Here is a 23995-nt window from a genome sequence, read left to right as displayed (position 1 = left end):
CTCAGATCATGCAGAACATGCGCCCGACCGCGGTACCGAATCGCTCTGTCGCCCAGGTGCGTTCGATCAGGTGGTATTCGTTGGAGGCGAGCACGATCTGCCTGTCCCCCGATTCGGACGTCACGACCAGGCTGTAATAGCCCGGTACCGCGCCGGTTCTCAACCATGCGGGTCCGCACTCGCTGTCCCAGCGATAGGCCGCGAGCGCGAACGTGCTGTCGACGCCGTCGTCCTTGAATGTCGTACGCAACTGGGCCAATTGCGCGGGAGCGAGCAACCGTCCGTCCTGCTGGGCGCGCGCGAACTCCGCCACGTCGTCGAGGGTGGACACCATCGCACCGGCCCAGGAGTACATCGTCGGATTCGACACCGATACATCCCGGGCCAGGAAATACCCGTGCAGCCACTCACGGCCGATCTCCGGCCCTTGCGGAAACCCGGTGTGCCGCAACCCCAGCGGCTCCACGATCCGCCGCCGCACCTCCGACTCCACGCTCTGCCCCGTCACAGCCTCGATCACCATTCCCGCCAGCACGAAATTGGTGTTGGAGTAGTGCAGCTCCGCCCCCGGCGCGGCATAAGGCGGTGTGGCGGTGGCGATATCGACCAGCTCGCGCGGTTTCCACACCCGATAGGGATCCATATCCGCCGCGTTCATCGCCGAGAACCCCAGATCGCGCAGATAATCCCGCACTCCCGAACTGTCCTCCAGCACCTGCCGCAGCGAAATCCGCTCCCCCGCATACCCGTTCCTCTCGAGCACCCCCGGCAACCACCGCTGCACCGAATCCTCGAGCGACACCCGCCCCTCCCCCACCAATTGCAGCAACACCGTCACCACGAACATCTTCGTGATACTCCCGATCCGAAACCGGGCCCCCGTATCCACACCCCCACCCCCGATTTCCCCGACCCCCACCCCGACCCGCCGAACCTCATCCCCCTTCCGCACCAACCCGATCGCCCCCGGATACCCCACCACCCCGACCCCCTCCTGCAACACCCCCCGCAGCACCTCGGCCGCCACGTCCACCGACTCCGCCCGAGCCGGACTCCCCGTCCCCACCACCACACCCGCAGCCACCACAATCCCCACCCAAGCCCGTTTCACCCGCCGATGATCTCACTGCGCCGCACGACGCTCCCGTCCGGGGACACCAATCACCACCAGCACCGATGAGTACGCCCGCCCCCAATTCGCTGTCCCGCACGCGCGAGCGGGTGTACCGTGCTCGGCGTGCAGCACGTTCAGGTCACCACGACGCCGGATCCCATCCCGGCGCGCTGAACTCTGTTCTGATTCGAGCCCCGGGCGGATGCCCGGGGCTTTCTCGTGTGGTCATCCGCCCTTCTCACGCAGGAGGTCCACCACATGTACGACCATCGAAAGCTCGGCCGTGAACTCGGCCTGTTCGATACCGATCCGCTCATCGGGGCCGGGTTGCCGTACTGGCTGCCCGATGGCGCGATCGTGCGGCACAGCCTCGAGGAGTACATCCGTGCCGTCGAGCGTCGCGCGGGCTACCGGCACGTGTATTCACCGGCGCTGGGCAAGCGCGAACTGTACGAAATATCCGGCCACTGGGCACATTACGACGAGGACATGTATCCGCCGATGAATATCGGCGGCGAACAGGTGGTGCTGCGGCCGAGCCTGTGCCCGCATCACGCCCTCATGTACCGCGCCCGCTCGCACAGCTACCGGGAGTTGCCGCTGCGCATGGCGGAACTCGGCGCGATGTACCGCTCGGAACTCTCGGGCGTGCTGGGCGGGCTGACCAGGGTTCGATGCATTCACCTCAATGACGCGCACATCTTCTGCACCGTCGACCAGATCGCCGGTGAGGCCGCGTCCGCGCTCGCGCTCATCGCCTCGGCGTACCGGGCCATGGGGATCACCGGGGCGCGTTATCGGCTGTCGTTGCCGGGCCCGGGCGGGAAATATGTTGCCGCACCGCAGATGTGGAGCGATGCGAGCAGGATACTGCGGGAGGTGCTCGACTCGTCCGGCCTCGCCTACGACACCGTCGAGGGTGAGGCCGCCTTCTACGGACCCAAGATCGACGTCCAGATCAGCGATCACGCCGGGCGCGAATCGACCCTGTCCACCGTGCAGGTCGACTTCCATCAGCCCGAGCAGTTCGATCTGCGCTACATCGGCGCCGACGGCGCGAGACATCGCCCGGTCATGGTGCACCGCAGCATAATCGGCAGTGTCGAGCGCGCGGTCGCCCATCTCCTCGAGCAGCACGGCGGGGCGTTTCCCGCGTGGATGTCGCCGCTTCAGGTGGTGATCCTGCCGATCTCCGACTCCGAGGCGCCCGCCGCACACCGCCTTCGCGAACAGTGCCTCGACGCGGGATTGCGAGCCGAGGTAGCGGAGGTCCAGGCAGGCAGTCTCGGAGCGCGTATTCGCGAAAACCGCTTAGTGCCCTACCAGTTCGTTCTCGGCAAGGCGGAAGTAGCCGCCGAGCAGGTCGCCGTGCGGCTGCGAGATGGCCGACGCCTGCCGAATCAGGCGAGCGAGGAGGTGCTCGCGCACGTTCGACGGCTGATCGAGGCCAACGACACTCGACTGTGGGCGGATTGACCGACCAGGACCCGCGAGCAGGTCGCACACTCCAGCCCGGCGCGGATTGCGTTCAACGCAAGTTTGATGTGCAAAACATGCACTGGACATCAAGTCAGCTCGCGCCGGAGACTGGAGACACGACGAGCCGACCTGCCGACCACGGCGGGCCGCAACCCCAGGAGTGAGCAACCATGGCCAGAACCGTGCGACCGACCGACTACGGAACACCCGATGTCCTGGAGGTCGCGGACACGCCCGTCCCGACTCCGTCCGCCGACGGCGTCGTGGTGAAAGTCCGTGCGGCAGGAGTCAATCCGATCGACTGGAAGCTCTACAGCGGACAGTTCCATGCCGTGGCCGACAAGCACAAGAACGCCACCGGACTCGCCGAGTCGCTCCCGAAGCTCGGCCTCGAGTGCGCCGGAGTAGTCACGGCGGTCGGTGCGGACGTCACCGGTATCGAGGTCGGCGCAGAAGTGATCGTCTACCCGGTCGCCGGCGCCTACGCCGACTACGTCACCGCCCCCGCCACATCCCTGATTCCCAAACCGGCCGATCTGGACTGGCCCGAGGCCGGGTCGTTGATGCTCGCGGGCCTCACCGCGGCGCACACCCTGCACGCCGCGGGCGTCGGCCGCGGCGACACGGTGCTCGTCCACGGCGCCGCGGGTGGAGTCGGATTGCTGGTCACACAACTGGCCGCCGCGTCGGGCGCGAGGGTGATCGGCACCGCCGCCGAACGCAATCACGACCTGCTCCGCGAATTCGGCGCGACCCCCGTGCGCTACGGCGACGGATTGCTCGAACGCGTGCGCACCGCCGCACCCGACGGCATCACCGCCGCGATCGACTGCGTCGGCACCGACGAGGCCCTCGACACCTCCCTCGCGCTGGTCCCCGACCCCCAGCGCATCGCCTCGATCGCGGGCACGCCCCGCCGGGCCGCCGCGGGCATCAAGGTTCTCGGCAACGGCCCCGGCCAGGACGCCGGAGCCGAATTCCGCGATTCCGTCCGTGCCGACCTCGCCGCCCGCGCCGGCAAAGGCGAACTCCGCGTCCTGATCGACACCACCTATCCCCTCACCGAAGCCGCAGCGGCCCATCGAGCGGGAATCGCCGGTCACGCCCCCGGCAAACTGGTCCTGCTGCCCTGACCGTTCGGACGCAGTCCCGGTCGATGCCGATCCATCCAGGGGTCGTCTTCATCCGGGACTACCGAATGCCCGCCGCTCACCCACCGGCGGGAAAGACGTGGCGCCGATGTGCCGATGTGGCCATGATGGCGAGGTGAGTTCGTATCGCCTGGCCGAGCCGCCCCTGTTCACCCGCCTGCGTCACGCGTCCCGCGTGCTGATCGCCGGAGCGGGAGGCGGATTCGACGTATACGGTGGCGTGCCCCTCGCCGTGGCCCTCGAAGGGCTCGGCAAGAAGGTGCACCTGGCGAACCTGTCGTTCAGCGATCTGCGCCGCACTCCGATCGACGACTGGCTGGCTCCGGGAGTCGCCGCGATCGGTCCCGAGACCGTCGGCAACGACGACTATTTCCCCGAACGCACGCTGGCCCGCTGGCTCGCATCCACCGATCGCGAACCGACCGTGTACGCATTCCCCAAATCCGGTGTGCGGCCGCTGCGTTCGGCCTACCGCGCACTGGTCGACCACCTGAACGTGGACGCTCTCGTGCTCATCGACGGCGGCACGGACATCCTCCTGCGCGGTGACGAAGCCGGCCTGGGCACCCCGCAGGAGGACATGACCAGCCTCGCGGCCGTAGCCGGACTCGACGACCTCGACCGCCTGGTCGTCTCGGTCGGTTTCGGCATCGACGCCTATCACGGCGTCTGCCACGCCCACGTACTCGAGAACCTCGCCGCCCTGCAACGCCGAAACGCCTACCTCGGAGCGCTTTCCATCCCACCCGGCAGCCCCGAATCCGACGCCTACATCGCCGCCGTCGCCCACTCCCTCGCCGAAACCCCGCTGCGCCCCAGCATCGTCCACTCCCAGATCGCCTCCGCCCTGCGCGGAGAATTCGGCGACGTCCACACCACCGACCGCACCGACGGCACCCAACTCTTCGTAAACCCGCTCATGGCAATCTATCTCGCCGTCGACCTCCCCACCCTGGCGAGCACCGTCGAATACCTCCCGCTCCTCGAGGTAACCGACCACGCCTACCAGGTAGCCCAGCTAATCGAAGCCCACCTCACCTCCCGCCCCCACCCCCGCCCCTCCAGCCCGATTCCCCACTGACCCGAAAGCCCGGCTCTTCTATCGCGGCTGCCTCTCGAGACTCGAAACGGTGCCAGCTCCGGACGGGCGATGTCCGCCCCGAAGTGTCAGCGAAAGGGTCGTGACGACTACGCCGAGATAGATCAGCGGCGGCACTCCGCACGCGATGACCCGAGCCCAGGTCGGCATGTGCTCGACCGCGGCTGTCATCGCGGGGATGTATCCCGGCTCGGAGGTCAGACCGAGGTCGGTGATCTCGGCGAAGATCCACGATATGCACCACATTGATGCTGCCGCGAAGACCGCCGAGGTCAGCAGGATCCAGGCGCCGCGGTGTTCGCGAGCTTGAATCGTCTTGTGCAGCAGAATGATCAGCAGCGGCGCGATCCAGACCCAGTGGTGACTCCATGCGAGTGGCGGAACCGCGCAGCCGAGCAGACCTACGATGACGATGCCGAGCAGGCTCTGTCCGGCCCGATGCGCCGTGGTCGCTGCGGCGTACCCGAGCACCGCCGCGACCGCGACCAGCAGCAGCCACACCGCGACCGGAGGTTCGGAGGGTGACCACAGGTTTGCCAGAACCCCGTTGATCGATTGGTCGAGTGGATGCGTCACCGGCCCGATCCGATCGACATCGTGCACCGCGTCGAACCAGTAGTCGCGCGAGTCGGCCGGAATGATCAGCCATCCCGCAGCGACGGTCAGCACAGCGGTGACCGTCGCGGAGACGGCCGCGCGCCACTGGCGGGTGAGAACGAGGTACGGCACGAACACCACGGCGGTGAGCTTCACACCGGCCGCGAGCCCGATCGTCCACCCGCGAAACCGCGCCGTCGGCGGGCGCGTGAGATCCCAGACGATCACCGCCATGAGAATCAGATTGATCTGATCCTGCCAGAGCGTCCCCCGCACCGATTCCAGATCCAGTGCGACCAGAGCCAGACCGCCACAGGCGACCGCGAGGTCGAGTCCGCCGCGATAACCCAATGCACGACAGCTTCGCCAGAGGGTTGCCCACAAGGCAACGCCGGACACCACGAATACCGCCACCTTCGCCGCGGTGAGCGGTATCACCGCCAGCGGGACGAAGAACAGCGCGGCAAACGGCGGATAGGTGAACCAGCCGCCCGGCGGAATGGGCTCGCTGTAGAGCGTCGCATCGTGCAGAACCTGCAGTGCGCCACCACGATAGATCTCCAGATCCCCCTGATTCACCAGCAGCCCGAACTGCGGTGCGGCGCGCAGGGGAATCAGCCACACCTGGACGATCAGTGCGATCACACCCGCCACCACGGCGACACCGGCCCATCCTGCCGATACATCTCGATCACGTTCCCGCATATATACCCCCGTACTCACGCAATTCGATAGATTCGCTAACTACGATCACCGTAACCCTTGGTACACAACAGGTTCGGAAACTCGGCCGACTCCGACATTGCCGCACAACTCACTCGGCGCCGACGACCAGCCCCCTCCGAATCCGGTTTCACGGCCCTGGCGGTATCGAGGCGAGGCCCGCACCGATTCCCCCGCACGCCCGGAGATTCAGGCCCGGACCGGTGTGGCGCAGCCGCGAACGCCTCGTCCCGGCTGCGAGACTGAACCCCCGCACCGGCACGGCACATCGGACGCGTGTCCGTCAACTCGATTCGACGCTGAAGGGTCAGGACCTGTGAGTACTGTTCGCTCGATCCGGGAGCTCATCGAGGTCGAGGATCCGGCGTGGCCCTCGTTGTGCGAGAGGTTCGCCGCGGCGGTTGTCCCGGTGGAGGTGCTGCCGGTCGACATGGAGCGGGCGTGCGAGGTGCTGTATCGACTTCAGGTGACCGCGTATTCGACGCTCGGAGCCTTGGCACTACCTACCGGCGGGCTGGTCGTCGATCATGGTTGGCTGCGCATCCTCGGCGGCGGGCACGGCGAGCTGCCGGATCTGGCGGCCGCCAACGAGATCGGCAAGCCGGGTGGCGCGGACACCGGAAAAGGCTCTCTGACAGTCGCTTTCGACGCACTGGGTGGTCAGTTCGCCGTCAACGGAGGCGGCCTGCCCGGCAAGGTCGGCGAGATCTGCTTCCTGGGCGCGGACACCCTGCGCTGGGAACCGATCGGCGCCGGGCATTCCGCATTCATCGCCTGGGCCGTCGGAGGCGGCGCGGGCGACTTCTACGCCGGGCTCCGGTGGTCGGGCTGGGCCGAGGAAGTCGAGGAGCTGTCCCCCGGTGAGGGGCTCTCGATCTACCCGCCGCTGTGGAGCGCGGAGGGACGGGCCGATATCGCCGGGACCAGCCGACGCCGCTGTCCCCTCACCGAATTGATCAGCCTGCACCTCGATATGGTCGATCGGATGAAAATCTGACCAGTCCCCGGCGCCGAAAACGCTAGGACCCCACTCGCGAGCCGAGGAAGCTCAGCAGGATCTGGACATCGTCGCCATAGTCGATGTGGGCGTTGGAGGCGTAGAAGTTGGCCATGTCGACCCCCTGCCGGCCCAGTTGCACCAGATCCTGGATGGAGTCGGGGTTGCTGATGCTCATCAGGGTGCGGGCTGCGGCGCGCAGGTCCCCGCGCACGGCGGTCGCGAAGGGGCCGATGACCGACCCGGCCAGCTCGAGGGTGGCGGGAGTCAGCGAGGCCACCTGGGTGGCGGCGGTGAGAGCATCGTCGCGGGCAAGGGATTCGACTGCGCCCCACAGGGTTTCCTGCATCTGCCCCACGGTGGCGGCAATCCGCACGATGTCGATCTGAGTCAGGGCGTCGGCGATGATGCTGGCGGCGGCGGTCCAGCCCGAGGGGTCCACGGCGGCCGCGGCGCGAATTACCGACGCGACCAGCGGCAGATCCACTCCTTCCGCGGCGTGGACGATCGGAGCCAGCGCGACGTTCAGCTTGCCGGCGATCTCGTGCGCGCCCGCGATGTCACCGGCCGCGATCAGATCCGGGAGTTCGGTGAGCCCATCGAGAATGGTGGGCAGGTTGGCGGCGGTGGCCGTCCAGCCCGCACCGACCGTGACCGCTTGCGCGAGTAGCGTACTGGGCTCGGTGGTGGCCGGGATGAGGTCCGCGATCGGCGAGGGGTCACCGCTGATCACCCGGCCCAGCGCCGACAGGAACGGGGATGCGGCGGCGTTGAGCGAGCAGTACAGATCGCCGTCGGCGCACAGGGTGCGCACGCGATCGGTCAGTGCGCCGAAATCCTGCCCCCTGGTTCCGGCGATCCCGTGTCCGGGCTGCGGATTACCCAGGGAGAGTGTGGTATTCGGGTCACGATGCGGATCGGCGAGCAACCCGACGCCGACCACCCGATCGGCGCTGATCGGACCGTTGCCGTTGCCGATCTCGGTGGCCAGATCACCGATGCCGTCCGCCCCCTGGCTGTAGCCCGCGAGCACGACCCGGGTGGAGCCGCACAGGCCGCGGACCATCTGACGCAACCTGGACTCGAGCGTACTCAGCGATTGTGCGTAGCTGAGCCCCTGATCGAAAGCGCTTGCGGCATAAGGGGTGTAGAGCACCGTGATGTCACGGCCGAATTGACGCTGCAGACCGTCGCCCACCGGCCTGAGCATCCCGACCGGCACTCGCGGATCCGCGCCGAGGTTCGTCTCCCAGGTGCCCGGCGCGAGAATCGCGGTGTACGGACTGCAGGGCTGAACACCGGATGCGTCCGCGTGCGCGACGCCGACCGCGGCGGTTCCGACCGTGACGGCCGCGGCGACCAACGCCGCCACGCCGGATGACGCGAGCCTGCTCATTGTCCAAATCCTCTGTTGCCGATAGGGTTTCACGACGATCAGCGAGCCATTCGATCGCGCCGAGTCGTCAGGGCTAATTCTCGCCACTCGCCCCCGTTTCCGCAGGGTTTTCAGACACATAATCATTTCAGATTCCGGGCGGCACTCTCACGGGCCCGAGTCCCGCTCAGTGGACGGTCGCGCATGACCGATCCGGCCGGAATCAGGACAGGCCTTCCCTTGACAGGACTCCCCGCGTCCCGCCTAATGATCAGCTACACATCGAAACACCGTTTCGCACAAAGAAACATCGGCGCGGGTAATCCGGGACACCGGTACCGCGCGCCGGATACACGAGCCACCCCTGTGAGGTACTCCCCCATGTCGCTACGCCGCGCGTTCGCCCTGGTCGCACTGTCGGCCACCCTCTTCGGAATCCATCCCGCCGCGCACGCCGGCGCGCCCGAACCGACCCAGTTCGGTGATCTGTGCATGCGCACCCAGATGCTCACCGCGAGCATCGACGAGGCATCCTTCCGCCGCGCCGGCGGAAACATCGACAATGTCGACTACACCGATCCCGCCGCATTCGCCGCGTCCAAGCCTCAGGTCAAACCTCTCACCACCACCCGTTTCGACACCGACGAGGACGGCGTCGCGAAACAGGTGCGCTGCAAGGGAAAGTCGGCCGACGCCGTGACCGCCGCCTACGGCCCGTACGTCGCCGGCGGCGAGGGTGACTGCGCGAGCGCGAACCGCCGCACGGTGTGGGAGGCCTCGATCATGCTCTCCGCGACCGAACGCATGGCGCAGGTCCGTCAGCTCGACGACATCGTGATCGACCCCGACACGCAGGCGCGCAGCGGCCCCGAGTGGCTCGCCGACTTCCCTACCGCGACAAAGGATTCCGACGGCCGCGTTCATCTGCCGTCCAAGTCGCTGCTCGTCCCGCTGAGCGCGCCGAACATTCCCGAGGCGTTCAAGGGGCAGCACTACTGCACGCTCGCCGCGCACGCCTACGTGAAGCGGCTGCTGCTCGGCCAGGCACTGCCCTGATCGCACCCGTGTACTCGTGCCGTCACGTCCGCTCGGTGGTGGCGTGACGGTCCCGGCGCTCGAACACCACGATCGTCACCATCAGCACCGCCTCACCGACATTGCCCAGCGCAGGCACGGACACCGCCGCCGCCGAGGTCACGATCATCGCGATGACCCCGGCGGTGAGCCACGGGCCGCTCCCGCGCCGCCACAGCACGATCGCTGTCACCAGCAGCACGACCACCACGAGCAACGTGGCGAACGGCGGACCCGACACCGTTTCCGGCACATACCGCAGAGTGTCGGCGAACCGGCGCGGCTCCAGGACCAGTCCGGAGAGCTCGGCTACCCCCCACAGCATCGACCCCACGAACAGCACCCACCCCCACCACGGAATCGAGCGCCTGTTCGCGAGCAGCGGCGCCGCCCAGAGCACCAGCAGCGGGGTGAGCACGGCATGGCCGACGAACCGGCCGATACTGAGCCCGTGCAACAGCGGCCCCGTGCCGAGCATCGCGCCGAGACCGAAAACCGCTGCGTCGTAAGCAAGTCCGACACCGACCACCCGCAGCAACCAGATATTCCACCCGGCCGCGATACGCGGATGCAACAGCACCACACAACCGAGCTGAACGACACTCAGCAGCAACAGAACCGCGGACACCATGGAATCTCCCGAGAAACCGACGACCCGTACCGTTCCGGCGCAGGTGTTGCGCAGCACAGTAACCCGGACTCCGCCAGGATTCGACCGAGGTCATCGCGCATGAAATCACTCCGCCGCGGCGACCGGCGCGCTCGCCGAATACCTCACGCTGTCGCCTCGGACAGTCGGTCGCGAGATCGGCACACCGGCATCGCCCGCGCTCGCTCGTCGGGCCGGTGCGCGAACCGGACCACGACCAGCCGGTAACCTCCCAGGCATGAGTGCAGGCCTGTTCGGACTTCTCGACGATGTCGCGGCTCTGGCCCGACTCGCGGCGGCGTCCCTCGACGACATCGGCGCCGCGACGGGCAAGGCGACCGCCAAAGCCGCCGGCGTGGTGATCGACGACACCGCCGTCACACCGCAGTACGTGCAGGGCATCACCGCCGACCGCGAGATTCCGATGATCAAGCGGATCGCCGTCGGGTCGTTGCGCAACAAGTTGCTGTTCATCCTCCCGGCCGCACTGATTCTGAGTCAGTTCGCACCCTGGGCACTGACCCCGATCCTGATGATCGGCGCCACCTATCTGTGTTTCGAAGGCGCGGAAAAGGTCCTGGCCCGATTCCTGCATCACGAGAGCCACGGATCCGAGTCCGGCGCGCCCGCCGACGAGAAGTCGATGACCGCGAGCGCCATTCGCACCGATTTCATCCTCTCGGCCGAAATCATGGTGATCGCCCTCAACGAGGTGGCGAGCCAGTCGTTCGTCCCGCGGCTGATCATTCTCATCATCGTCGCCCTGGTCATCACCGCCGCCGTGTACGGCGTCGTCGGCGTCATCGTGAAGATGGACGACGCGGGTCTCGCTCTGGCCCAACGCTCTTCGCAGTTCGCACAGCGCATCGGCCGCGGACTGGTCGCGGGCATGCCCAAGCTCCTGTCGGTGCTGTCCACCGTCGGCACCGTCGCCATGCTCTGGGTCGGCGGCCACATCCTGCTCACCGGCACCGACACTCTCGGCTGGCACACCCCCTACGGATGGGTGCACCACGCCGAGGAATCCATCCGCGACGCCGTGCAGGGCGTCGGCGGCCTGTTGGCCTGGCTCGCCAACACCACCGTGTCCGCGATCATCGGATTCGTCGTCGGCACCGTCGTGGTCCTGATCGTGCAGGCCCTGCCCTTCGGCAAGAAGCACTGACCCGCAAGCCCATCGCATGCGGGAATTGCCGCGCACGGCAACGATATTCGACCCACCGCACAGACGAAGAAAGAGCCCTCCCGAAGGAGGGCTCTTCTTTGTGTCGAGAGGGGGACTTGAACCCCCACGTCCCTAAGGACACTAGCACCTCAAGCTAGCGCGTCTGCCATTCCGCCACCCCGACCGGTGTGCTCAGCAAGGTTATCGGATGTCGTCGCCTGGACCAAATCGGCTCTCGAGGTGCGGTTATTCACCACGGGGAGCCGATTCAGGCAACTACCGACGGTCGCCGCCGGGCCGAATTCCGACCCGGCAGGCCACCCCCGAAAATCAGGCTGTCAGAGCCTCGAGCAGTGCGGCACGCTGCCGCGAACCCAGGCCGCCGATACGGCGGTCGGCGGGGATCTCCGCCTCATCCATCAGCTTCGCCGCCTTCACGGGGCCGATGCCCGGCAGCGCCTTGATCACGGCCGCAACCTTCGTCTTCTTGACAAGGTCTTCCTTGTCCGCGCGCTTCAGCACTTCGGCCAGGCTGACCGAACCCTTCTTGACCTGCGCGATCAGCTCAGAGCGCGCCTTACGAACCGCGGCGGCCTTGGCCAGCGCCTCGGAGCGTTGTTCGGGGGTCATTGTGGGCAGAGCCATATGTCCTTACCTTTCACTCGTTCGCTGGTACGTCGGCGTCGATTACACATGACACCAGGCCGCGCGTTGGTACGACACACCGCGTGGACCGGGTCGACACGTCGATTGACCGGCGAATCAGCTCTCCGGACGCAGGTCATCTGACCAGGAGTTTGCCGAAAAATACACCTGCCCAATCCCCTGTTGGACGGCTGTCGAAGGCACTACGGTGAGCCCGAACATCACTCGCGCACCGGTGGAGGGCTGGGCACATGCAGGGGACGTATCAGTACGCTGAGCGGGCAATCTCCGATCTACCCCTGGCGGACCGATACGACAGCCGCGACCCCGTGACCTGGAACGGGGCGAAGGTCTATCCGATGCACTCGCAGGTCGTCGGAACCTCCCCCACGACCGTGTCGCTCGCCCTGCGCTCCTGCGCACCACGAATCGGCGTGCGAAGTCTCGGAATCGGGTTGTCCGTCGACGGCGGGCACGTTCTGCTCGCGGGCCGGCAGTTGCGCGGAGTCGACGTGTGGAGTGACGCGATGTCCGACGGCATCGATCTGCAGGTGTGCCCGACCAATGCCGACGCGGCCATCGCCCTCACTCCCGTCTGGGTGGACGAGACCGGCCGCACCGTCTCGTGGTCCGGCAATTACGGCATGCTCATCACCCGCGAACAGGGGCACCATGTGCTGCACTGCAGCACCGGTGTCGGCCCGCCGGACTTCAGCGAACTCGTGGTCGAGGTGGCCACCGCCGCAACACCTCGCCGGCCCGAACCGCCCGCCGAATCCGCCCGATACCGCGAGGCCCTGTACGAGCTCGGAGTGGCCATGCACGGACGCGGCGAGGAGGAGCAGGCGTGCCAATTGTGGTCGCAGGCAGCCACTTCCGGCCATCTCGGTGCGGCCTACGACCTGGGCGTCGTCCGTTTCCGTCAGCGCGATCTCGCCGAAGCGGAGTACTGGTGGCGCACCGCCGCCGAGGCCGGAGACACCCGGGCCATGTCCGGTCTGGCGACGGTGCTGGAGCGTCTCGGCAGATCCACCGAGGCCAGAATTTGGCGGGCGGCGCTCGCGGAGACCTGAGCCCGCTCCGCCTAGGCGGGCGCGGGCGCCCCGCTCCGGTACCGGCGCAGATACTCCCCGGTCAGCGACTCGGGATGCTCGAGCAACTCGGCGGGCGTCCCCGTGCAGGTGATCTCGCCACCGTTCTTGCCGCCGTCCGGACCCAGATCGATCACCCAATCCGCGTGCGCCACCACGTCGAGATTGTGTTCGATGACGATGACCGTATTGCCCCGTTCCACCAGTCCATCCATGAGACCGAGCAGCGTATCGACGTCCGACATGTGCAGACCGGTGGTCGGTTCGTCCAGCACGTACACGGTCCCGGTGTTCTGCAGCTGCGTCGCGAGTTTGATGCGCTGACGTTCACCGCCGGACAGCGTGCTCATGGCCTGACCGAGGCTCAGGTAATTCAGGCCCACTTCATTCATGGTGTGCAACTTGGCATTCAGCGCCTTCTCGGTGAAGAAGCCGACCGCGTCCTCCGCCGACAGTTCCAGCACGTCCGCAATCGACTTGCCGCGCAGGGTGAGTGCGAGCACGTCCTCGGAAAACCGCCGCCCGTCACAGGATTCGCAGTGCGTAGTGACCGGATCCATGTACGCGACCTCGGTGATGATCACACCGCGCCCACCGCACTCCTTGCACGCGCCGTCGGAATTGAAGCTGAACAAACCCGCGGCCTGACCGGTCGCCTTGGCGAACAGCTTCCGGATGGGATCCATCAGCCCCAGATAGGTGGCGGGCGTGGACCGCGAAGACGCCGCGATCGCGGACTGATCCACGAACACCGACTCCGGATACCGGCGCATGAACTCGTCCCGGATCAGTGAACTCTTCCCCGACCCCGCGACGCCGGTGATGGCGGTGAGAACGCCGGTCGGGATCGTGGCGGTCACGTTCTTCAGGTTGTGCGCGGTGGCGCCGACGACCGTCAACTCCCCCGTCGGCCTCCGGAAGTTCTCCTTCACGGCGAAGGTGCGCCGCAGCCCCCGTCCGGTGAGGGTGTCCGCGGCGCGCAGTTCCTCGAAGGTGCCTTCGAATACGATCTCACCGCCGTGCACGCCCGCGCGCGGTCCGACATCCACGATGTGATCGGCGATCTGGATGACATCCGGATCGTGTTCGACGACAAGCACGGTATTGCCCTTGTCCCGCAACGCCTCCAGCATCCGGTTCAGCCGGCCGACATCGCGCGGGTGCAGCCCCACGCTGGGCTCGTCGAAGATGTAGGTCATCCCGACCAGCGTGCTGCCCAGATGTTTGATCATCTTCAGGCGCTGCCCCTCACCGCCCGAGAGTGTCGAGGTCGGCCGATCCAGGCTCAGGTACCCGAGCCCGATGTCCGCGACCCGCCCGAGCGCCACCCGTGTGGCCTCGATCAGCCCGTAGGCGGCCGGATCGGTGACCGTGCCGAGCACCTCGAGCAGATCGGTGATCTGCAGAGCCGTCCACTCGGCGATGGTGCGCCCGTCGATCTCGGTGGCGAGCGCCTTCGAGTTCAGCCGCGCACCATGACACCCGGGGCAGACGCCATCGGTGAGGAACTTGGAGATCTGTTCGCGCGTCTTCTCCGAGAGCCCGGAGGTATCGCGCTTGACCCGTGACCGCGTGAACTTGTCGGCCAATCCCTCGTAATCGGCCTTCCAGGTGCCCTTGTTGAAAGTCAGGTCCACTTTGCCGCCGCTGCCGTGCAGCAGGTCGTGCCTTTCCGCATCGGTGTAGTCGGCGAGCTTCTTGTCCAGGTCGAATCGCCCCGAGTTGCCGTACAACTGCCAGTCGCCGCTGCCGACGCCGTACCCGGGCAACAGGATTGCGCCCTCGTTGAGCGACTTCGTCCGGTCCACAAGCTTTTCGGGGTCGGCGGTGACCACCATGCCGAGCCCGTCGCAGTCGGGGCACATGCCCTGCGGGGTGTTGAAAGAGTAGTCGTGGACCAGCCCGGTCGAGGGTGATCCGAAGCGCGCGAAAAGGGCTCGGATGAGCGCGTAGATGTCGGTCATGGTGCCGACCGTCGAGCGCGGTCCCCCGCCGACGGCCTTCTGATCGATGATCACCGGCGCGGTCAGGTTCTCGATGGCCTCGGCGTGCGGGCGTTCGTAGCGAGGCAGGAAGTTCAGGACGAAGGCCGGAAATGTCGCGTACAGCTGCCGCTGCGATTCGATGGCGATGGTGTCGAACACGATGGAGGACTTGCCGGAGCCGGATACCCCGGTGAAAACGGTGATCTTGTTCTTGGGAATGTCGAGGGAGACGTTGCGCAGATTGTGCTCGCGGGCGCCGAGTACCCGGATCGCGTCGGCGGAGGCAAAGGACATGCGCCCACGATGCCATCCCACACCCCCGAAATGCGCGTACGTTTGTGATGCGAATCACAGTGAAAACGTGGGATTTCAGGGTGTGACCCCGATGGCCGAACAGGGCCGCCGATCTACAGTGACGGGCGTTCACCGAGCAGAAAACGAGGACCACACCCATGAAGACCATGCGTTTGACGGCAGGCATGGCCGCGGCCGTGTTCGCCGTGACCCTGCTGTCCGGCTGCACCGAGGTCGCCAAGGCCCTCAACAAGGGTGGCGACACCAAGTGCAGCGAGTACCTCACGCAGAACGCCGACGATCAGCGCATGACCATCACCAAGTTCATCCAGCAGCAGTCCGGCAATGACGCCACCCCGCCGGGCACGCAGGTGGATCTGAGCATGGCGGCCGTACAGGGGCTGTGCCAGGTGCAGGCCAATGGCGACACCCCGATCAAGAACGCGGATATCGCGGGCATCTTCCTCAAGAAGTAGCGACCGCCGCCTCGAGAAGTAGCGACCGCCGCCGATTCCGGCCGACACTCGAGGTTGCTTGGAGTGCACTCCAGGTGACTACCGTCGTGGGATGAGCAAAACATGGTTCATCACCGGCGTCTCACGAGGATTCGGCCGAGAATGGGCGCTCGCCGCGCTCGAGCGGGGCGACAGCGTCGCGGGCACCGCGCGCGACCTGAGCACCGTGGACGACCTCGTCACCAAATACCCCGACACCTTCGTGCCCATCCAGCTGGACGTGACCGACCGCGCACAGGACTTCGCCGCCGTCGAGCAGGCGGCCGAGCGGTTCGGACGGCTCGATGTCGTGGTCAACAATGCCGGCTACGGACAGTTCGGCATGGCCGAGGAACTGAGCGAGGAAGAACTCCGGAATCAGTTCGAGACCAACGTCTTCGGCGCGATGTGGGTCACCCAGGCCGCGCTCCCGATCCTGCGCGAGCAGGGCAGCGGGCACATCATCCAGGTCTCCAGCATCGGCGGCATCTCCGCGTTCATGAATCTGAGCGCGTACCACGCCTCGAAGTGGGCGCTCGAGGGTTTCTCGCAGGCACTCGCCGCCGAGGTCTCGTCGTTCGGCATCCACGTGACCCTCATCGAGCCGGGCGGTTTCGGCACCGACTGGTCCGGCCCGTCGGCCAAGCACGCCACCCCGAATCCGGCGTACCAGCCGCTGCGGGACGCGCGGGCCGCGCAGCGTTCGGCGATGCCCTCCGGTGATCCGACCGCGACCGGCACCGCGATCCTGGCCGTGGTCGATGCGGACGAGCCGCCGCTGCGCATGTTCCTCGGCGAGATTCCACTGGCCATCGCGACCAAGGATTACGAATCGCGCCTGGAACTGTGGCGCAAATGGCAGCCGGTCGCCGCTGCCGCACAAGGCAAGTGAGGGCTCGGGCCCTCTAGGATCGCGGAACGCGCGCCCGCCCCGGGGCGCGCGTTCGGCATTTCCCGGCGCGGTGGACACCATGTCCCGGGCAACGGGCTATGGAACCTCGATCATCGATTCGATCCCGTCGAGCAGGCGGTTCAGCCCGAAATCGAACTCGCCGTGCGGGTCTCCCGGGGCCTGGTGCAGTTCCCCGGCGGCCGAACCCACCCGACTCGAGATCGGGAACTGTTCGGCGGGCATGACCTGCTGCAGTAGTGGTCCGTGCACCTCCCACCATTGCGCGTCGGTCATCTCGTGGGCGCTGCGCGCGGCCGCGACCGCCATACGCGCGTTCCCCGTCGCGAATTCGGACAGGACCGCGATCACGCGATCCATATCGATATCCGAGAGCCCGATGCCGTCGATGGCCGCGAGTTGCCGCTCGTATCGGCGCTGCCGCCCCGGCCCGAGCACGTGCCGCCACGGGGGCACCTCCAGAAGCCATGGATGCCTGAGGATTTCGGTTCGCACCTGACCCGCGATGGCCGACATCCGTTCGCGCACCGGCAGTTCCGGCGAAATGGGCGCGTCCTCGGCGGCGACCGCATCGACCATCAACACGATGAGCGCCTCTTTGCTCGGCACATAGGTGTACAGGCTCATCGGCCGCAGCCCGAGTTCGGCCGCGACCGTCCTGATCGACACCTTCTCGTACCCGTCCCGATCCGCGACCGCGACGCCGGTGCGCACGACGGTATCGACGCTGACCGTCTGCTTCGGCCCACGCACACCCGGCCGAGCGGGCAGTACCTCGCGCCACAGCAGGCTCATCAACCGTCGCGCCTGCTCAGCAGCGGTTTCCTCGGCCACGGGCACTCCCTCCGGAATTTCAGTACAATGTACGGCGTTACATTACTCCGTACGCCATACGCCGATCTAAGGGGATGCCCTGCCCGCCGCACGCACCACCCTCCCGCACGGCCGACAGGCCGTCCAACTGACCTATCTTCCCGACCGGCACATGTTCGCAGCCTGGACGTGGACGGGCAGCGCTCCGGGCACCGCGCCCGATCTGGGCGACCGAGAGACTCTCGCACTGGCCGTTCCGACCAGCGACGGGGTGTGCGTCCTCGATGTGGATTGTGCTGTGCTGGAACCCGAACGGCTCGGCGGACTCGACGAGACGGACCTCGGCGCATCGGCACTCGCCTGGCGCGCGATCGTGGCACACGGGTCCGGATCGATACCCGTGGCCGGGCACGCGGTTCCCAATGCCACCGGCACCGCGGTCGTATCGGCCGATCGCGCCATGCACGCGTTCACCGACAGCACGGGCGTGGCGACCGAGTTGCGCACCACGCTGAAAGCCGAACTGCGCCCGTATCAGGCACGCGGGATCGGCTGGCTGCGCGAGACCGTCGCGACGCACGGCGGCGCGGTGCTGGCCGACGAGATGGGCCTGGGCAAGACCGTGCAGGCGATCGGTTTCCTGCTCGGCCGTGCCGACCAGGGCCCACAGCTGGTGGTGTGCCCCACCTCGCTGGTGCGCAACTGGGCGCACGAGATCGAGCGCTTCGCCCCCGGCCTGCGTCCGATCACCTGGCGCGGCGGCGCGTTCGCCGACCCGCTCGACGCGGGCGCGATCGTGATCACCGGTTATCCCACCCTGCGCGGGCACGGCGCGCTCCTCACCGAGCAGCACTGGGCCACGGTCGTTTTCGACGAGGCGCAGGTTCTGAAGAATCCGCGCACCCAGGTCGCCAAGGCCGCGCGCACCATCTCGGCCGATGCTCGCGTCGCCCTGACCGGCACGCCGGTGGAGAACCATCTCGACGAGCTGTGGGCCCTGCTGCACCTGACCGTGCCCACCGCCTTCACCCACAAGGCCCAGTTCCGCCGCCGCTTCGTTCGACCGATCCACGAGGGTTCCGCCGACGCAGTCCTGCGCCTGCGTGACGCGCTTGAGCCGATCCTGCTGGGCCGCAAGAAGTCCCAGGTCGCGGCCGCGCTACCGGCCAAGATCCACACCGACCTGGTGTGCGACCTCACCAGCGAGCAGGAACGCCTCTACGACGAGTTGCTCACCACAGCCGAAGCCGACGGTTTCGGCACCGGCGCACAACGCCACACCCGGGTGCTCGCGGCGCTCACCGCGCTCAAGCAGGTGTGCAACCATCCGGGACTGATCAACGGCGATCTCGGCGAATTGATCGGTCGCTCCGGCAAATTCGACGTCTGCGCCGATATCCTGGCCAACAATCTCGAAGCGGGCGACCCTACGCTGATCTTCACCCAATATCGCAAGACCGGCGAACTGCTGGTGCGGCACTGCGCCCAGGAGTTCGGCATCGAGGCCCCGTTCTTCCACGGCGGCCTGACCCAGGCCGAGCGCGGCGATATCGTCACCCGCTTCCAATCCCCGGACGGCCCACCGATTCTGGTGCTGAGTCTGCGCGCGGCCGGGACGGGTCTCACGCTCACTCGCGCGGCCGATGTCATCCACTACGACCGCTGGTGGAACCCCGCCGTCGAGGCCCAGGCCTCGGATCGGGTGCATCGCATCGGGCAGACCCGCACGGTCACCGTGACCACGCTGACCTCCGGCACCACGGTGGAGGAGCACATCGCCGGTATGCACGACCGCAAGTCGGCGCTCGCCGACCTGAGCGACACGTCCGGCATCGCCACGCTGGCCCGTCTCGACGACGACCGCCTGATGGAGATCCTGCGCCGGAAGCGAGGCAACTGACATGGCGGACAACGAATTCGGCTATACCCGATGGGGCATGGACTGGGTCCGGCTGGCCGAACCGCTGCGGGTCACCAAGCCCGAGCCGCTGCTCCCTCGGGCTCGTAGCGTCGCGCGCAGCACCGCGATTCGCACCGAGGTCGAGGGTTCCACGGTGCGAGCCCACATCCATCGCGGATCCCAGGCCTCGGTCACCTATTTCGAGATCGCGCCGCTCTCGCGCACCACCATCTCCGCCATCGCGGCGTTGATCCCGGCCACGAGCGTCCAACTCTCCGACGAGGATCACGCCACCCTGATCGCGGCCGGCATCACCCTCGCACCGACGCTCGCCGCGATCGACTGCTCCTGCCCGGCGCGCAACGAGCGATGCCTGCACATGCTGGCGACCTGTTACGACCTCGCGCGGCGAGTCGACGAAAACCCACGGCTGGCACTGGATCTGCAGGGTTATCGCAGCCCCACCGCCCCCGAGGACTCCCCCGCCGGAGTCCCGCCCGCACGCTGGACTCCGCTCGACACTCTGGACCCCGCAACCTACTTCGAGCCGCTGGTCTGACCCCGATTTCCGTTTCCGGTGACGTCTCCGCTAATCTTTGTGAAGCAACACGGAAACACCCGGTCGGGGTGGCGGAATGGCAGACGCGCTAGCTTGAGGTGCTAGTGTCCTTAGGGACGTGGGGGTTCAAGTCCCCCTCTCGACACAGAGCACAAGTATCTATAACCGGCGGTTACAGATACCAAGAGTTACAGATAAATCCCTTCGGGTTCTCCCGGAGGGATTCTTCGTTTTCAGGGCACGGCGTGACGGTCGATCAATGCCACGACCTGCTCATACCCCACGGCTGGGCCGACCGGGCCGCTTTCGCGCACCGCGAGCGCCGCGGTGACGGCGGTCTCGAGCGCCGCGCGATACAGCAGCGATCCGGTGCTGACGCGCTTGACACCGAGCCGCGCCAGCTCGTTCACCGGACGCTGGGCCAGCACATTGAGCGGCAGGGTCGTCCCCTCGATCACGGCGGTGATGTCCTCGTCGGTGACGAGCCCGGGAACGAACAGGCCGTCGGCTCCCGCATCGGTGTAGCGCACGGCTCGCTCGAGGGTGCCGTCTCGGTCGATCCCGAGCCAGTGGGTGTCGATGCGCGCGTTGACGAACAGTCCCGGCGCACCGTCCTTGAAGCCGCGCACCACCCGGGCATGGGCTTCGGCATCACCCGCCGCGTCCTCGACATTCACTCCCGCGACGCCGATCTCCCACAGCCTGGCCGCCAGCTCGCGTGGATCGACCCCGAAACCGGATTCGACATCCACGGTGATCGGCACCGGCAGGCGCACGAGAGTGCGCGCGAGAGAAAGGGTTTCATCCAGCGTCGCACCGGCGGCGTCCGGAACCCCGTGTGTGGCAGCGACACCGAGACTGGTGGTGCCGATCGCGGGGAACCCCGCCTCGACGAGTGCTGCGGCCGAGGCGAAGTCCCAGGCGTTGGGCAGCACCAGTGGCCGATCGCCGTGGTGCAGTCGATAAAACGGGCTCGCCGCCAGCGCCGACGCGTGCGCCCGGCCCGGACACGCGTGCCTGCCCTCGCCGAACGGACGGCCGGTCAGGTCGACCTCCACCACCGCACCGTCGGCGCCGATCCGCCGGGTCAGCGGTACGGGCGGAGTGCGCCCCTCGATCAGGAAGGCGGTCGCATCGCACGCCTGCACCAGCAGGCCGATCCGGGCGGCAGTCAGCTCGTCCTGCACTCCGCCGCAGGCCGCGACGAGCCGCGCGATCGCCGCGTCCGCCTCCGGGGTCACCGCCAGATGTGGCTGGTAGCAGGCGGCGACCGCCTGGACATCCGCGACCGATACTCCGAGTCCCATCGCCCGGGCCAGCACTGCCACGTGGTGCTCACCCTCGTGCCGCAGCAGGCTCGCGACATCGATGCCCGCCAGCTCTCGTTCCACCAGGGCCCTCCTGCGCGTGTGCGCCGCGCCCTCGCTGAAGCGAACGACGTTGGCGCGCAGCCACGCCACGCCGTGATCGCTCTCGGGCACCGACGGCACCGGAAGATTCATCATGCGATCAGCCTATGGCCGGAACACTTCGGTCCGGCCCGAACCATGGTCGCTACCGACCGGGTTCAGAGAGTGCCCTCACGTGCGGCCCGCCACAGATCGACCGCCCCGTCGTCGTCGAGCAGTGCGTCGATCTCGGCGAGTTCCTCGCCGGCGAACTCGAGATCGTCCAGGGTGGCGACATTCTGTTCGAGCTGCCCGGTCGAGGACGCACCGATCACCAGCGAGGTCACCCGCGGATCGCGCAGTGCCCAGGCCAGCGCCAGTTGCGCCAGACTCTGCCCACGCCGCTCGGCGACCGCGTTCAGCTTGCGCAGTCGATCGATCATCTCGTCGGTCAGCAGTTCGTTCTGGAACGACGAGTCGCGCGCGGCACGCGAACCCTCCGGCACGCCCCCGAGGTATTTCCCGGTCAGCAACCCCTGCGCGAGCGCGGTGAACCCGATGACCCCGAATCCCTCGCTCTCGGCGGTGTCGAGCAGTCCCTCGGTCTCGATCCAGCGATTGAGCATCGAGTACGACGGCTGGTGAATCAGCAGCGGCGTGCCCAGCTCGCGCAGCAGCGCGGCCATCGTCGCCGAGTTCTCCGCCGTGTACGAGGAGATGCCGACATACAGCGCTTTGCCTTGTCGCACAGCGGTATCCAGCGCCGTGGCGGTCTCTTCCAGCGGAGTGCTCGGATCGAATCGATGCGAGTAGAAGATGTCGACGTAGTCCAGCCCGAGCCGGTTCAGCGATTGGTCGAGCGAGGCGAGCACGTACTTGCGGGATCCGCCGCCCTGCCCGTACGGCCCAGGCCACATATCCCACCCGGCCTTGCTCGAGATGATCAATTCGTCGCGATACGCCGCCAGATCTTCCCGGAACAACCGTCCTGCGTTGATCTCGGCGGCACCGTACGGCGGCTCGTAGTTATTGGCCAGATCGAAGTGTGTGATTCCGAGATCGAATGCGCGCAGAGCGATCTCGCGCTGCACCTGGAACGGCCGATCATCGCCGAAGTTGTGCCAGAAGCCGAGCGAGAGCACCGGAAGATCGAGACCGGATCGACCACACCGGCGATACTGCATGCTGCCGTCATAGCGGGTGGGTTCGGGAACATACGCCATCGAGACCTCCTCCATAGACTCCGTCCAGCCTAGAACCCACCGCCCGGACGCACGCATACGGCCCCTGAACAGGCATTATCATCGCCGAGCCGGTTCTGTCGGCCCCGATCTCAGCCATCCCGGCGCGGGAGCGCACGCACCCACAGTCGGCTGCTGCCGCCGTCATCGGTCGCCATCAGCACGCCGGAGGGCAGCAGGCCAACCTGCGCTCGCCCGGCTCGGACGGGTAGCGAAATCTCTTGCCGGCCATCGCACTCCGCGTTCAGCGAATCGAGATGCACCACCCCGTTCAGACGCACCACCACCAGCGCTCGGCCCTCGCGCAGGAGTACCTGCGAGAGGTCCACCTGCGCCGCTCCGGGGCCGTCGACCGCGGCGCCCGAGCTGGGCCAGCACCGCAGACGCGGTGTGGGGCCGGTGGTCTGACCGAGGACGACGCACCCGTGAGCATCACAACCGACGCGCGAGGCGAGGGCGTTCGCACCGGGCAATTCGATCCGCTGCCAGGTGACCCCGTCTCGCGAAATCCATTGCAGCGCCCGTGTGGCGCCGCCGCGCAGGGTCTGGCCCACCATCACGAACCCGCGCGGCCCGACGGTCACCTCGGCGACGCCGGTCAGCTCGCCGGGTGCCGAGCTCAGCGCCGGATCGTCGGAATGCCGCGTCCATCGTGCGCCGTCGCCCGAGGTCCACACCGCCGCCCCGTAGCGTCCACCCGGGCCGTCCCACCCGCCGGCCAGCAGGTCGATTCCGCCCAGCGCCGCCGCGCCGGTCACCGCGATCGCGTGCGGCCCCCCGAACATCTCGACCACCTGGGGGTACTCCTCCAACCCGGTGGCGTCTCCGCTCCACACCGTCATGCGCGGATTGCTGTGTGCCCCACCGAAAGCCTGACCGAGTACCACCAGCCGGTCGCCGACCCCGACCGAGATCAACTCCGCCCCGAACGCGTACCCGCTGTGCGGCCGTACGGGCACTGCCCGCCAACGAATCCCGTCGTCGGTCTCCCACGCGGCCGGTTCCCGGTCCGTCCCCCGCGGCACCGACCCCAGCGCCAGCACACCTGCCCCGAACGGCACGATCCGCAGCACCCGCGCACCCGGTGCGGGCGCGGGCACTTCTCGCCACGGCGAATCCGGCACGGCCCCAACGTATCCGGCGAGCAGAGCGAGGGCCGCCACCACGATGAGGGCCCGCTTCATTCATTCACTGTGCCAGAACGGCGTTCCGGACGCCGGGCTGTTCCGCACCGCGGCGCCGCTTCCCGCCG

General features: G+C 67.3%; 21 protein-coding genes and 2 tRNA genes. 12 read left to right on the top strand and 11 right to left on the bottom strand.

Annotated features, from left to right (window positions below; all coding sequences use genetic code 11):
* Position 1: 1 nt before the first annotated feature.
* A complete protein-coding gene (locus NJ1_RS01310; RefSeq protein WP_339380941.1) occupies positions 2–979 on the bottom strand; it encodes a serine hydrolase domain-containing protein in 978 nt (325 codons plus the stop codon).
* A gap of 354 nt (positions 980–1333) precedes the next feature.
* Here NJ1_RS01310 and thrS point away from each other — a divergent pair, with 354 nt between their 5' ends.
* The 3 genes from thrS (at position 1334) to NJ1_RS01295 (ending at position 4825) form a co-directional block, all read left to right on the top strand.
* Positions 1334–2590 carry a threonine--tRNA ligase gene (gene thrS / locus NJ1_RS01305; RefSeq protein ID WP_339380934.1) on the top strand — a complete coding sequence of 419 codons (1257 nt, stop codon included), beginning with the start codon at positions 1334–1336 and terminating at the stop codon, positions 2588–2590.
* Positions 2591–2763: 173 nt separating this feature from the next.
* On the top strand, positions 2764–3726 hold the full coding sequence (locus tag NJ1_RS01300) for an NADP-dependent oxidoreductase (protein WP_067686127.1): 963 nt from the start codon (positions 2764–2766) through the stop codon (positions 3724–3726).
* A 133-nt stretch (positions 3727–3859) separates the two neighbouring features.
* Positions 3860–4825: a DUF1152 domain-containing protein gene (locus tag NJ1_RS01295; protein WP_218025100.1), complete on the top strand. Its 966-nt coding sequence runs from the start codon at positions 3860–3862 to the stop codon at positions 4823–4825.
* An 18-nt stretch (positions 4826–4843) separates the two neighbouring features.
* Here NJ1_RS01295 and NJ1_RS01290 read toward each other — a convergent pair whose 3' ends face one another.
* Entirely contained in the window at positions 4844–6085 is a 1242-nt protein-coding gene (locus NJ1_RS01290) for a glycosyltransferase 87 family protein (protein WP_169813065.1), read from the bottom strand.
* Positions 6086–6479: 394 nt separating this feature from the next.
* On the opposite strand from NJ1_RS01290, the gene NJ1_RS01285 reads away from it, so the two are divergent.
* Positions 6480–7160: a DUF2625 family protein gene (locus NJ1_RS01285; protein ID WP_067686123.1), complete on the top strand. Its 681-nt coding sequence runs from the start codon at positions 6480–6482 to the stop codon at positions 7158–7160.
* Between the two features lie 22 nt (positions 7161–7182).
* On the opposite strand, the gene NJ1_RS01280 is transcribed toward NJ1_RS01285, so the two are convergent.
* Complete coding sequence (locus NJ1_RS01280) at positions 7183–8556, bottom strand: cutinase family protein (RefSeq protein WP_067686121.1); 1374 nt, start codon at positions 8554–8556, stop codon at positions 7183–7185.
* Positions 8557–8916: 360 nt separating this feature from the next.
* Between NJ1_RS01280 and NJ1_RS01275 the strand changes: the two genes are divergently transcribed.
* The gene (locus tag NJ1_RS01275; RefSeq protein ID WP_067686119.1) at positions 8917–9591 is read left to right on the top strand and encodes a hypothetical protein; all 675 of its coding nucleotides are present in this window, start codon (positions 8917–8919) and stop codon (positions 9589–9591) included.
* Positions 9592–9613: 22 nt separating this feature from the next.
* On the opposite strand, the gene NJ1_RS01270 is transcribed toward NJ1_RS01275, so the two are convergent.
* Complete coding sequence (locus tag NJ1_RS01270) at positions 9614–10240, bottom strand: hypothetical protein (RefSeq protein WP_157573679.1); 627 nt, start codon at positions 10238–10240, stop codon at positions 9614–9616.
* A 256-nt stretch (positions 10241–10496) separates the two neighbouring features.
* Here NJ1_RS01270 and NJ1_RS01265 point away from each other — a divergent pair, with 256 nt between their 5' ends.
* Positions 10497–11423 carry a DUF808 domain-containing protein gene (locus NJ1_RS01265; RefSeq protein ID WP_067686114.1) on the top strand — a complete coding sequence of 309 codons (927 nt, stop codon included), beginning with the start codon at positions 10497–10499 and terminating at the stop codon, positions 11421–11423.
* Between the two features lie 101 nt (positions 11424–11524).
* Here the strand turns inward: NJ1_RS01265 and NJ1_RS01260 are convergent.
* Together NJ1_RS01260 and mihF are read right to left on the bottom strand one after the other, a co-directional pair.
* A tRNA-Leu gene (locus NJ1_RS01260) sits at positions 11525–11607 on the bottom strand.
* A gap of 146 nt (positions 11608–11753) precedes the next feature.
* Positions 11754–12068 carry an integration host factor, actinobacterial type gene (gene mihF, locus NJ1_RS01255; RefSeq protein ID WP_067686112.1) on the bottom strand — a complete coding sequence of 105 codons (315 nt, stop codon included), beginning with the start codon at positions 12066–12068 and terminating at the stop codon, positions 11754–11756.
* A gap of 251 nt (positions 12069–12319) precedes the next feature.
* Between mihF and NJ1_RS01250 the strand changes: the two genes are divergently transcribed.
* Positions 12320–13141: a tetratricopeptide repeat protein gene (locus tag NJ1_RS01250; RefSeq protein ID WP_067686110.1), complete on the top strand. Its 822-nt coding sequence runs from the start codon at positions 12320–12322 to the stop codon at positions 13139–13141.
* Between the two features lie 11 nt (positions 13142–13152).
* Here the strand turns inward: NJ1_RS01250 and NJ1_RS01245 are convergent, their stop codons facing one another.
* Positions 13153–15438, bottom strand: a complete 2286-nt coding sequence (locus tag NJ1_RS01245; RefSeq protein WP_067686109.1) for an ATP-binding cassette domain-containing protein — start codon at positions 15436–15438, stop codon at positions 13153–13155.
* 158 nt (positions 15439–15596) lie between these two features.
* On the opposite strand from NJ1_RS01245, the gene NJ1_RS01240 reads away from it, so the two are divergent.
* Entirely contained in the window at positions 15597–15914 is a 318-nt protein-coding gene (locus NJ1_RS01240) for a hypothetical protein (protein ID WP_067686108.1), read from the top strand.
* Between the two features lie 91 nt (positions 15915–16005).
* The gene (locus NJ1_RS01235; RefSeq protein ID WP_067686106.1) at positions 16006–16824 is read left to right on the top strand and encodes an SDR family oxidoreductase; all 819 of its coding nucleotides are present in this window, start codon (positions 16006–16008) and stop codon (positions 16822–16824) included.
* Between the two features lie 96 nt (positions 16825–16920).
* Here the strand turns inward: NJ1_RS01235 and NJ1_RS01230 are convergent, their stop codons facing one another.
* The gene (locus NJ1_RS01230) at positions 16921–17637 is read right to left on the bottom strand and encodes a TetR/AcrR family transcriptional regulator C-terminal domain-containing protein (protein ID WP_067686824.1); all 717 of its coding nucleotides are present in this window, start codon (positions 17635–17637) and stop codon (positions 16921–16923) included.
* 190 nt (positions 17638–17827) lie between these two features.
* Here NJ1_RS01230 and NJ1_RS01225 point away from each other — a divergent pair, with 190 nt between their 5' ends.
* The 3 genes from NJ1_RS01225 to NJ1_RS01215 all read left to right on the top strand — a co-directional run bounded on the left by NJ1_RS01225 (position 17828) and on the right by NJ1_RS01215 (position 20259).
* Entirely contained in the window at positions 17828–19555 is a 1728-nt protein-coding gene (locus NJ1_RS01225; RefSeq protein ID WP_067686104.1) for a DEAD/DEAH box helicase, read from the top strand.
* Position 19556: 1 nt separating this feature from the next.
* Entirely contained in the window at positions 19557–20114 is a 558-nt protein-coding gene (locus NJ1_RS01220; RefSeq protein ID WP_067686103.1) for an SWIM zinc finger family protein, read from the top strand.
* A gap of 62 nt (positions 20115–20176) precedes the next feature.
* Positions 20177–20259, top strand: a tRNA-Leu gene (locus NJ1_RS01215).
* 88 nt (positions 20260–20347) lie between these two features.
* On the opposite strand, the gene NJ1_RS01210 is transcribed toward NJ1_RS01215, so the two are convergent.
* From NJ1_RS01210 to NJ1_RS01200, 3 genes are all read right to left on the bottom strand, one after another.
* Positions 20348–21619, bottom strand: a complete 1272-nt coding sequence (locus tag NJ1_RS01210; RefSeq protein ID WP_067686102.1) for an isocitrate lyase/PEP mutase family protein — start codon at positions 21617–21619, stop codon at positions 20348–20350.
* Between the two features lie 62 nt (positions 21620–21681).
* Positions 21682–22725 carry an L-glyceraldehyde 3-phosphate reductase gene (gene mgrA / locus NJ1_RS01205; protein ID WP_067686822.1) on the bottom strand — a complete coding sequence of 348 codons (1044 nt, stop codon included), beginning with the start codon at positions 22723–22725 and terminating at the stop codon, positions 21682–21684.
* 110 nt (positions 22726–22835) lie between these two features.
* Complete coding sequence (locus NJ1_RS01200) at positions 22836–23927, bottom strand: hypothetical protein (RefSeq protein ID WP_067686101.1); 1092 nt, start codon at positions 23925–23927, stop codon at positions 22836–22838.
* Between the last annotated feature and the right edge of the window lie 68 nt (positions 23928–23995).

This window comes from Nocardia jejuensis NBRC 103114 (assembly GCF_001613145.1).
GTDB lineage: Bacteria > Actinomycetota > Actinomycetes > Mycobacteriales > Mycobacteriaceae > Nocardia > Nocardia jejuensis.
This window is presented reverse-complemented; position numbering and strand designations above follow the sequence as displayed.

Bases quoted from the DNA above. Each gene is read 5' to 3' on its own strand.
- NJ1_RS01300 (WP_067686127.1), top strand. From the start codon at position 2,764: ATGGCCAGAACCGTGCGACCGACCGACTACGGAACACCCGATGTCCTG.
- NJ1_RS01280 (WP_067686121.1), bottom strand. From the start codon at position 8,556: ATGAGCAGGCTCGCGTCATCCGGCGTGGCGGCGTTGGTCGCCGCGGCC.
- NJ1_RS01275 (WP_067686119.1), top strand. From the start codon at position 8,917: ATGTCGCTACGCCGCGCGTTCGCCCTGGTCGCACTGTCGGCCACCCTC.
- NJ1_RS01270 (WP_157573679.1), bottom strand. From the start codon at position 10,240: ATGGTGTCCGCGGTTCTGTTGCTGCTGAGTGTCGTTCAGCTCGGTTGT.
- NJ1_RS01265 (WP_067686114.1), top strand. From the start codon at position 10,497: ATGAGTGCAGGCCTGTTCGGACTTCTCGACGATGTCGCGGCTCTGGCC.
- mihF (WP_067686112.1), bottom strand. From the start codon at position 12,068: ATGGCTCTGCCCACAATGACCCCCGAACAACGCTCCGAGGCGCTGGCC.
- NJ1_RS01250 (WP_067686110.1), top strand. From the start codon at position 12,320: ATGCAGGGGACGTATCAGTACGCTGAGCGGGCAATCTCCGATCTACCC.
- NJ1_RS01245 (WP_067686109.1), bottom strand. From the start codon at position 15,438: ATGTCCTTTGCCTCCGCCGACGCGATCCGGGTACTCGGCGCCCGCGAG.
- NJ1_RS01240 (WP_067686108.1), top strand. From the start codon at position 15,597: ATGAAGACCATGCGTTTGACGGCAGGCATGGCCGCGGCCGTGTTCGCC.
- NJ1_RS01235 (WP_067686106.1), top strand. From the start codon at position 16,006: ATGAGCAAAACATGGTTCATCACCGGCGTCTCACGAGGATTCGGCCGA.
- NJ1_RS01230 (WP_067686824.1), bottom strand. From the start codon at position 17,637: ATGAGCCTGCTGTGGCGCGAGGTACTGCCCGCTCGGCCGGGTGTGCGT.
- NJ1_RS01225 (WP_067686104.1), top strand. From the start codon at position 17,828: ATGTTCGCAGCCTGGACGTGGACGGGCAGCGCTCCGGGCACCGCGCCC.
- NJ1_RS01220 (WP_067686103.1), top strand. From the start codon at position 19,557: ATGGCGGACAACGAATTCGGCTATACCCGATGGGGCATGGACTGGGTC.
- NJ1_RS01210 (WP_067686102.1), bottom strand. From the start codon at position 21,619: ATGATGAATCTTCCGGTGCCGTCGGTGCCCGAGAGCGATCACGGCGTG.
- mgrA (WP_067686822.1), bottom strand. From the start codon at position 22,725: ATGGCGTATGTTCCCGAACCCACCCGCTATGACGGCAGCATGCAGTAT.
- NJ1_RS01200 (WP_067686101.1), bottom strand. From the start codon at position 23,927: ATGAAGCGGGCCCTCATCGTGGTGGCGGCCCTCGCTCTGCTCGCCGGA.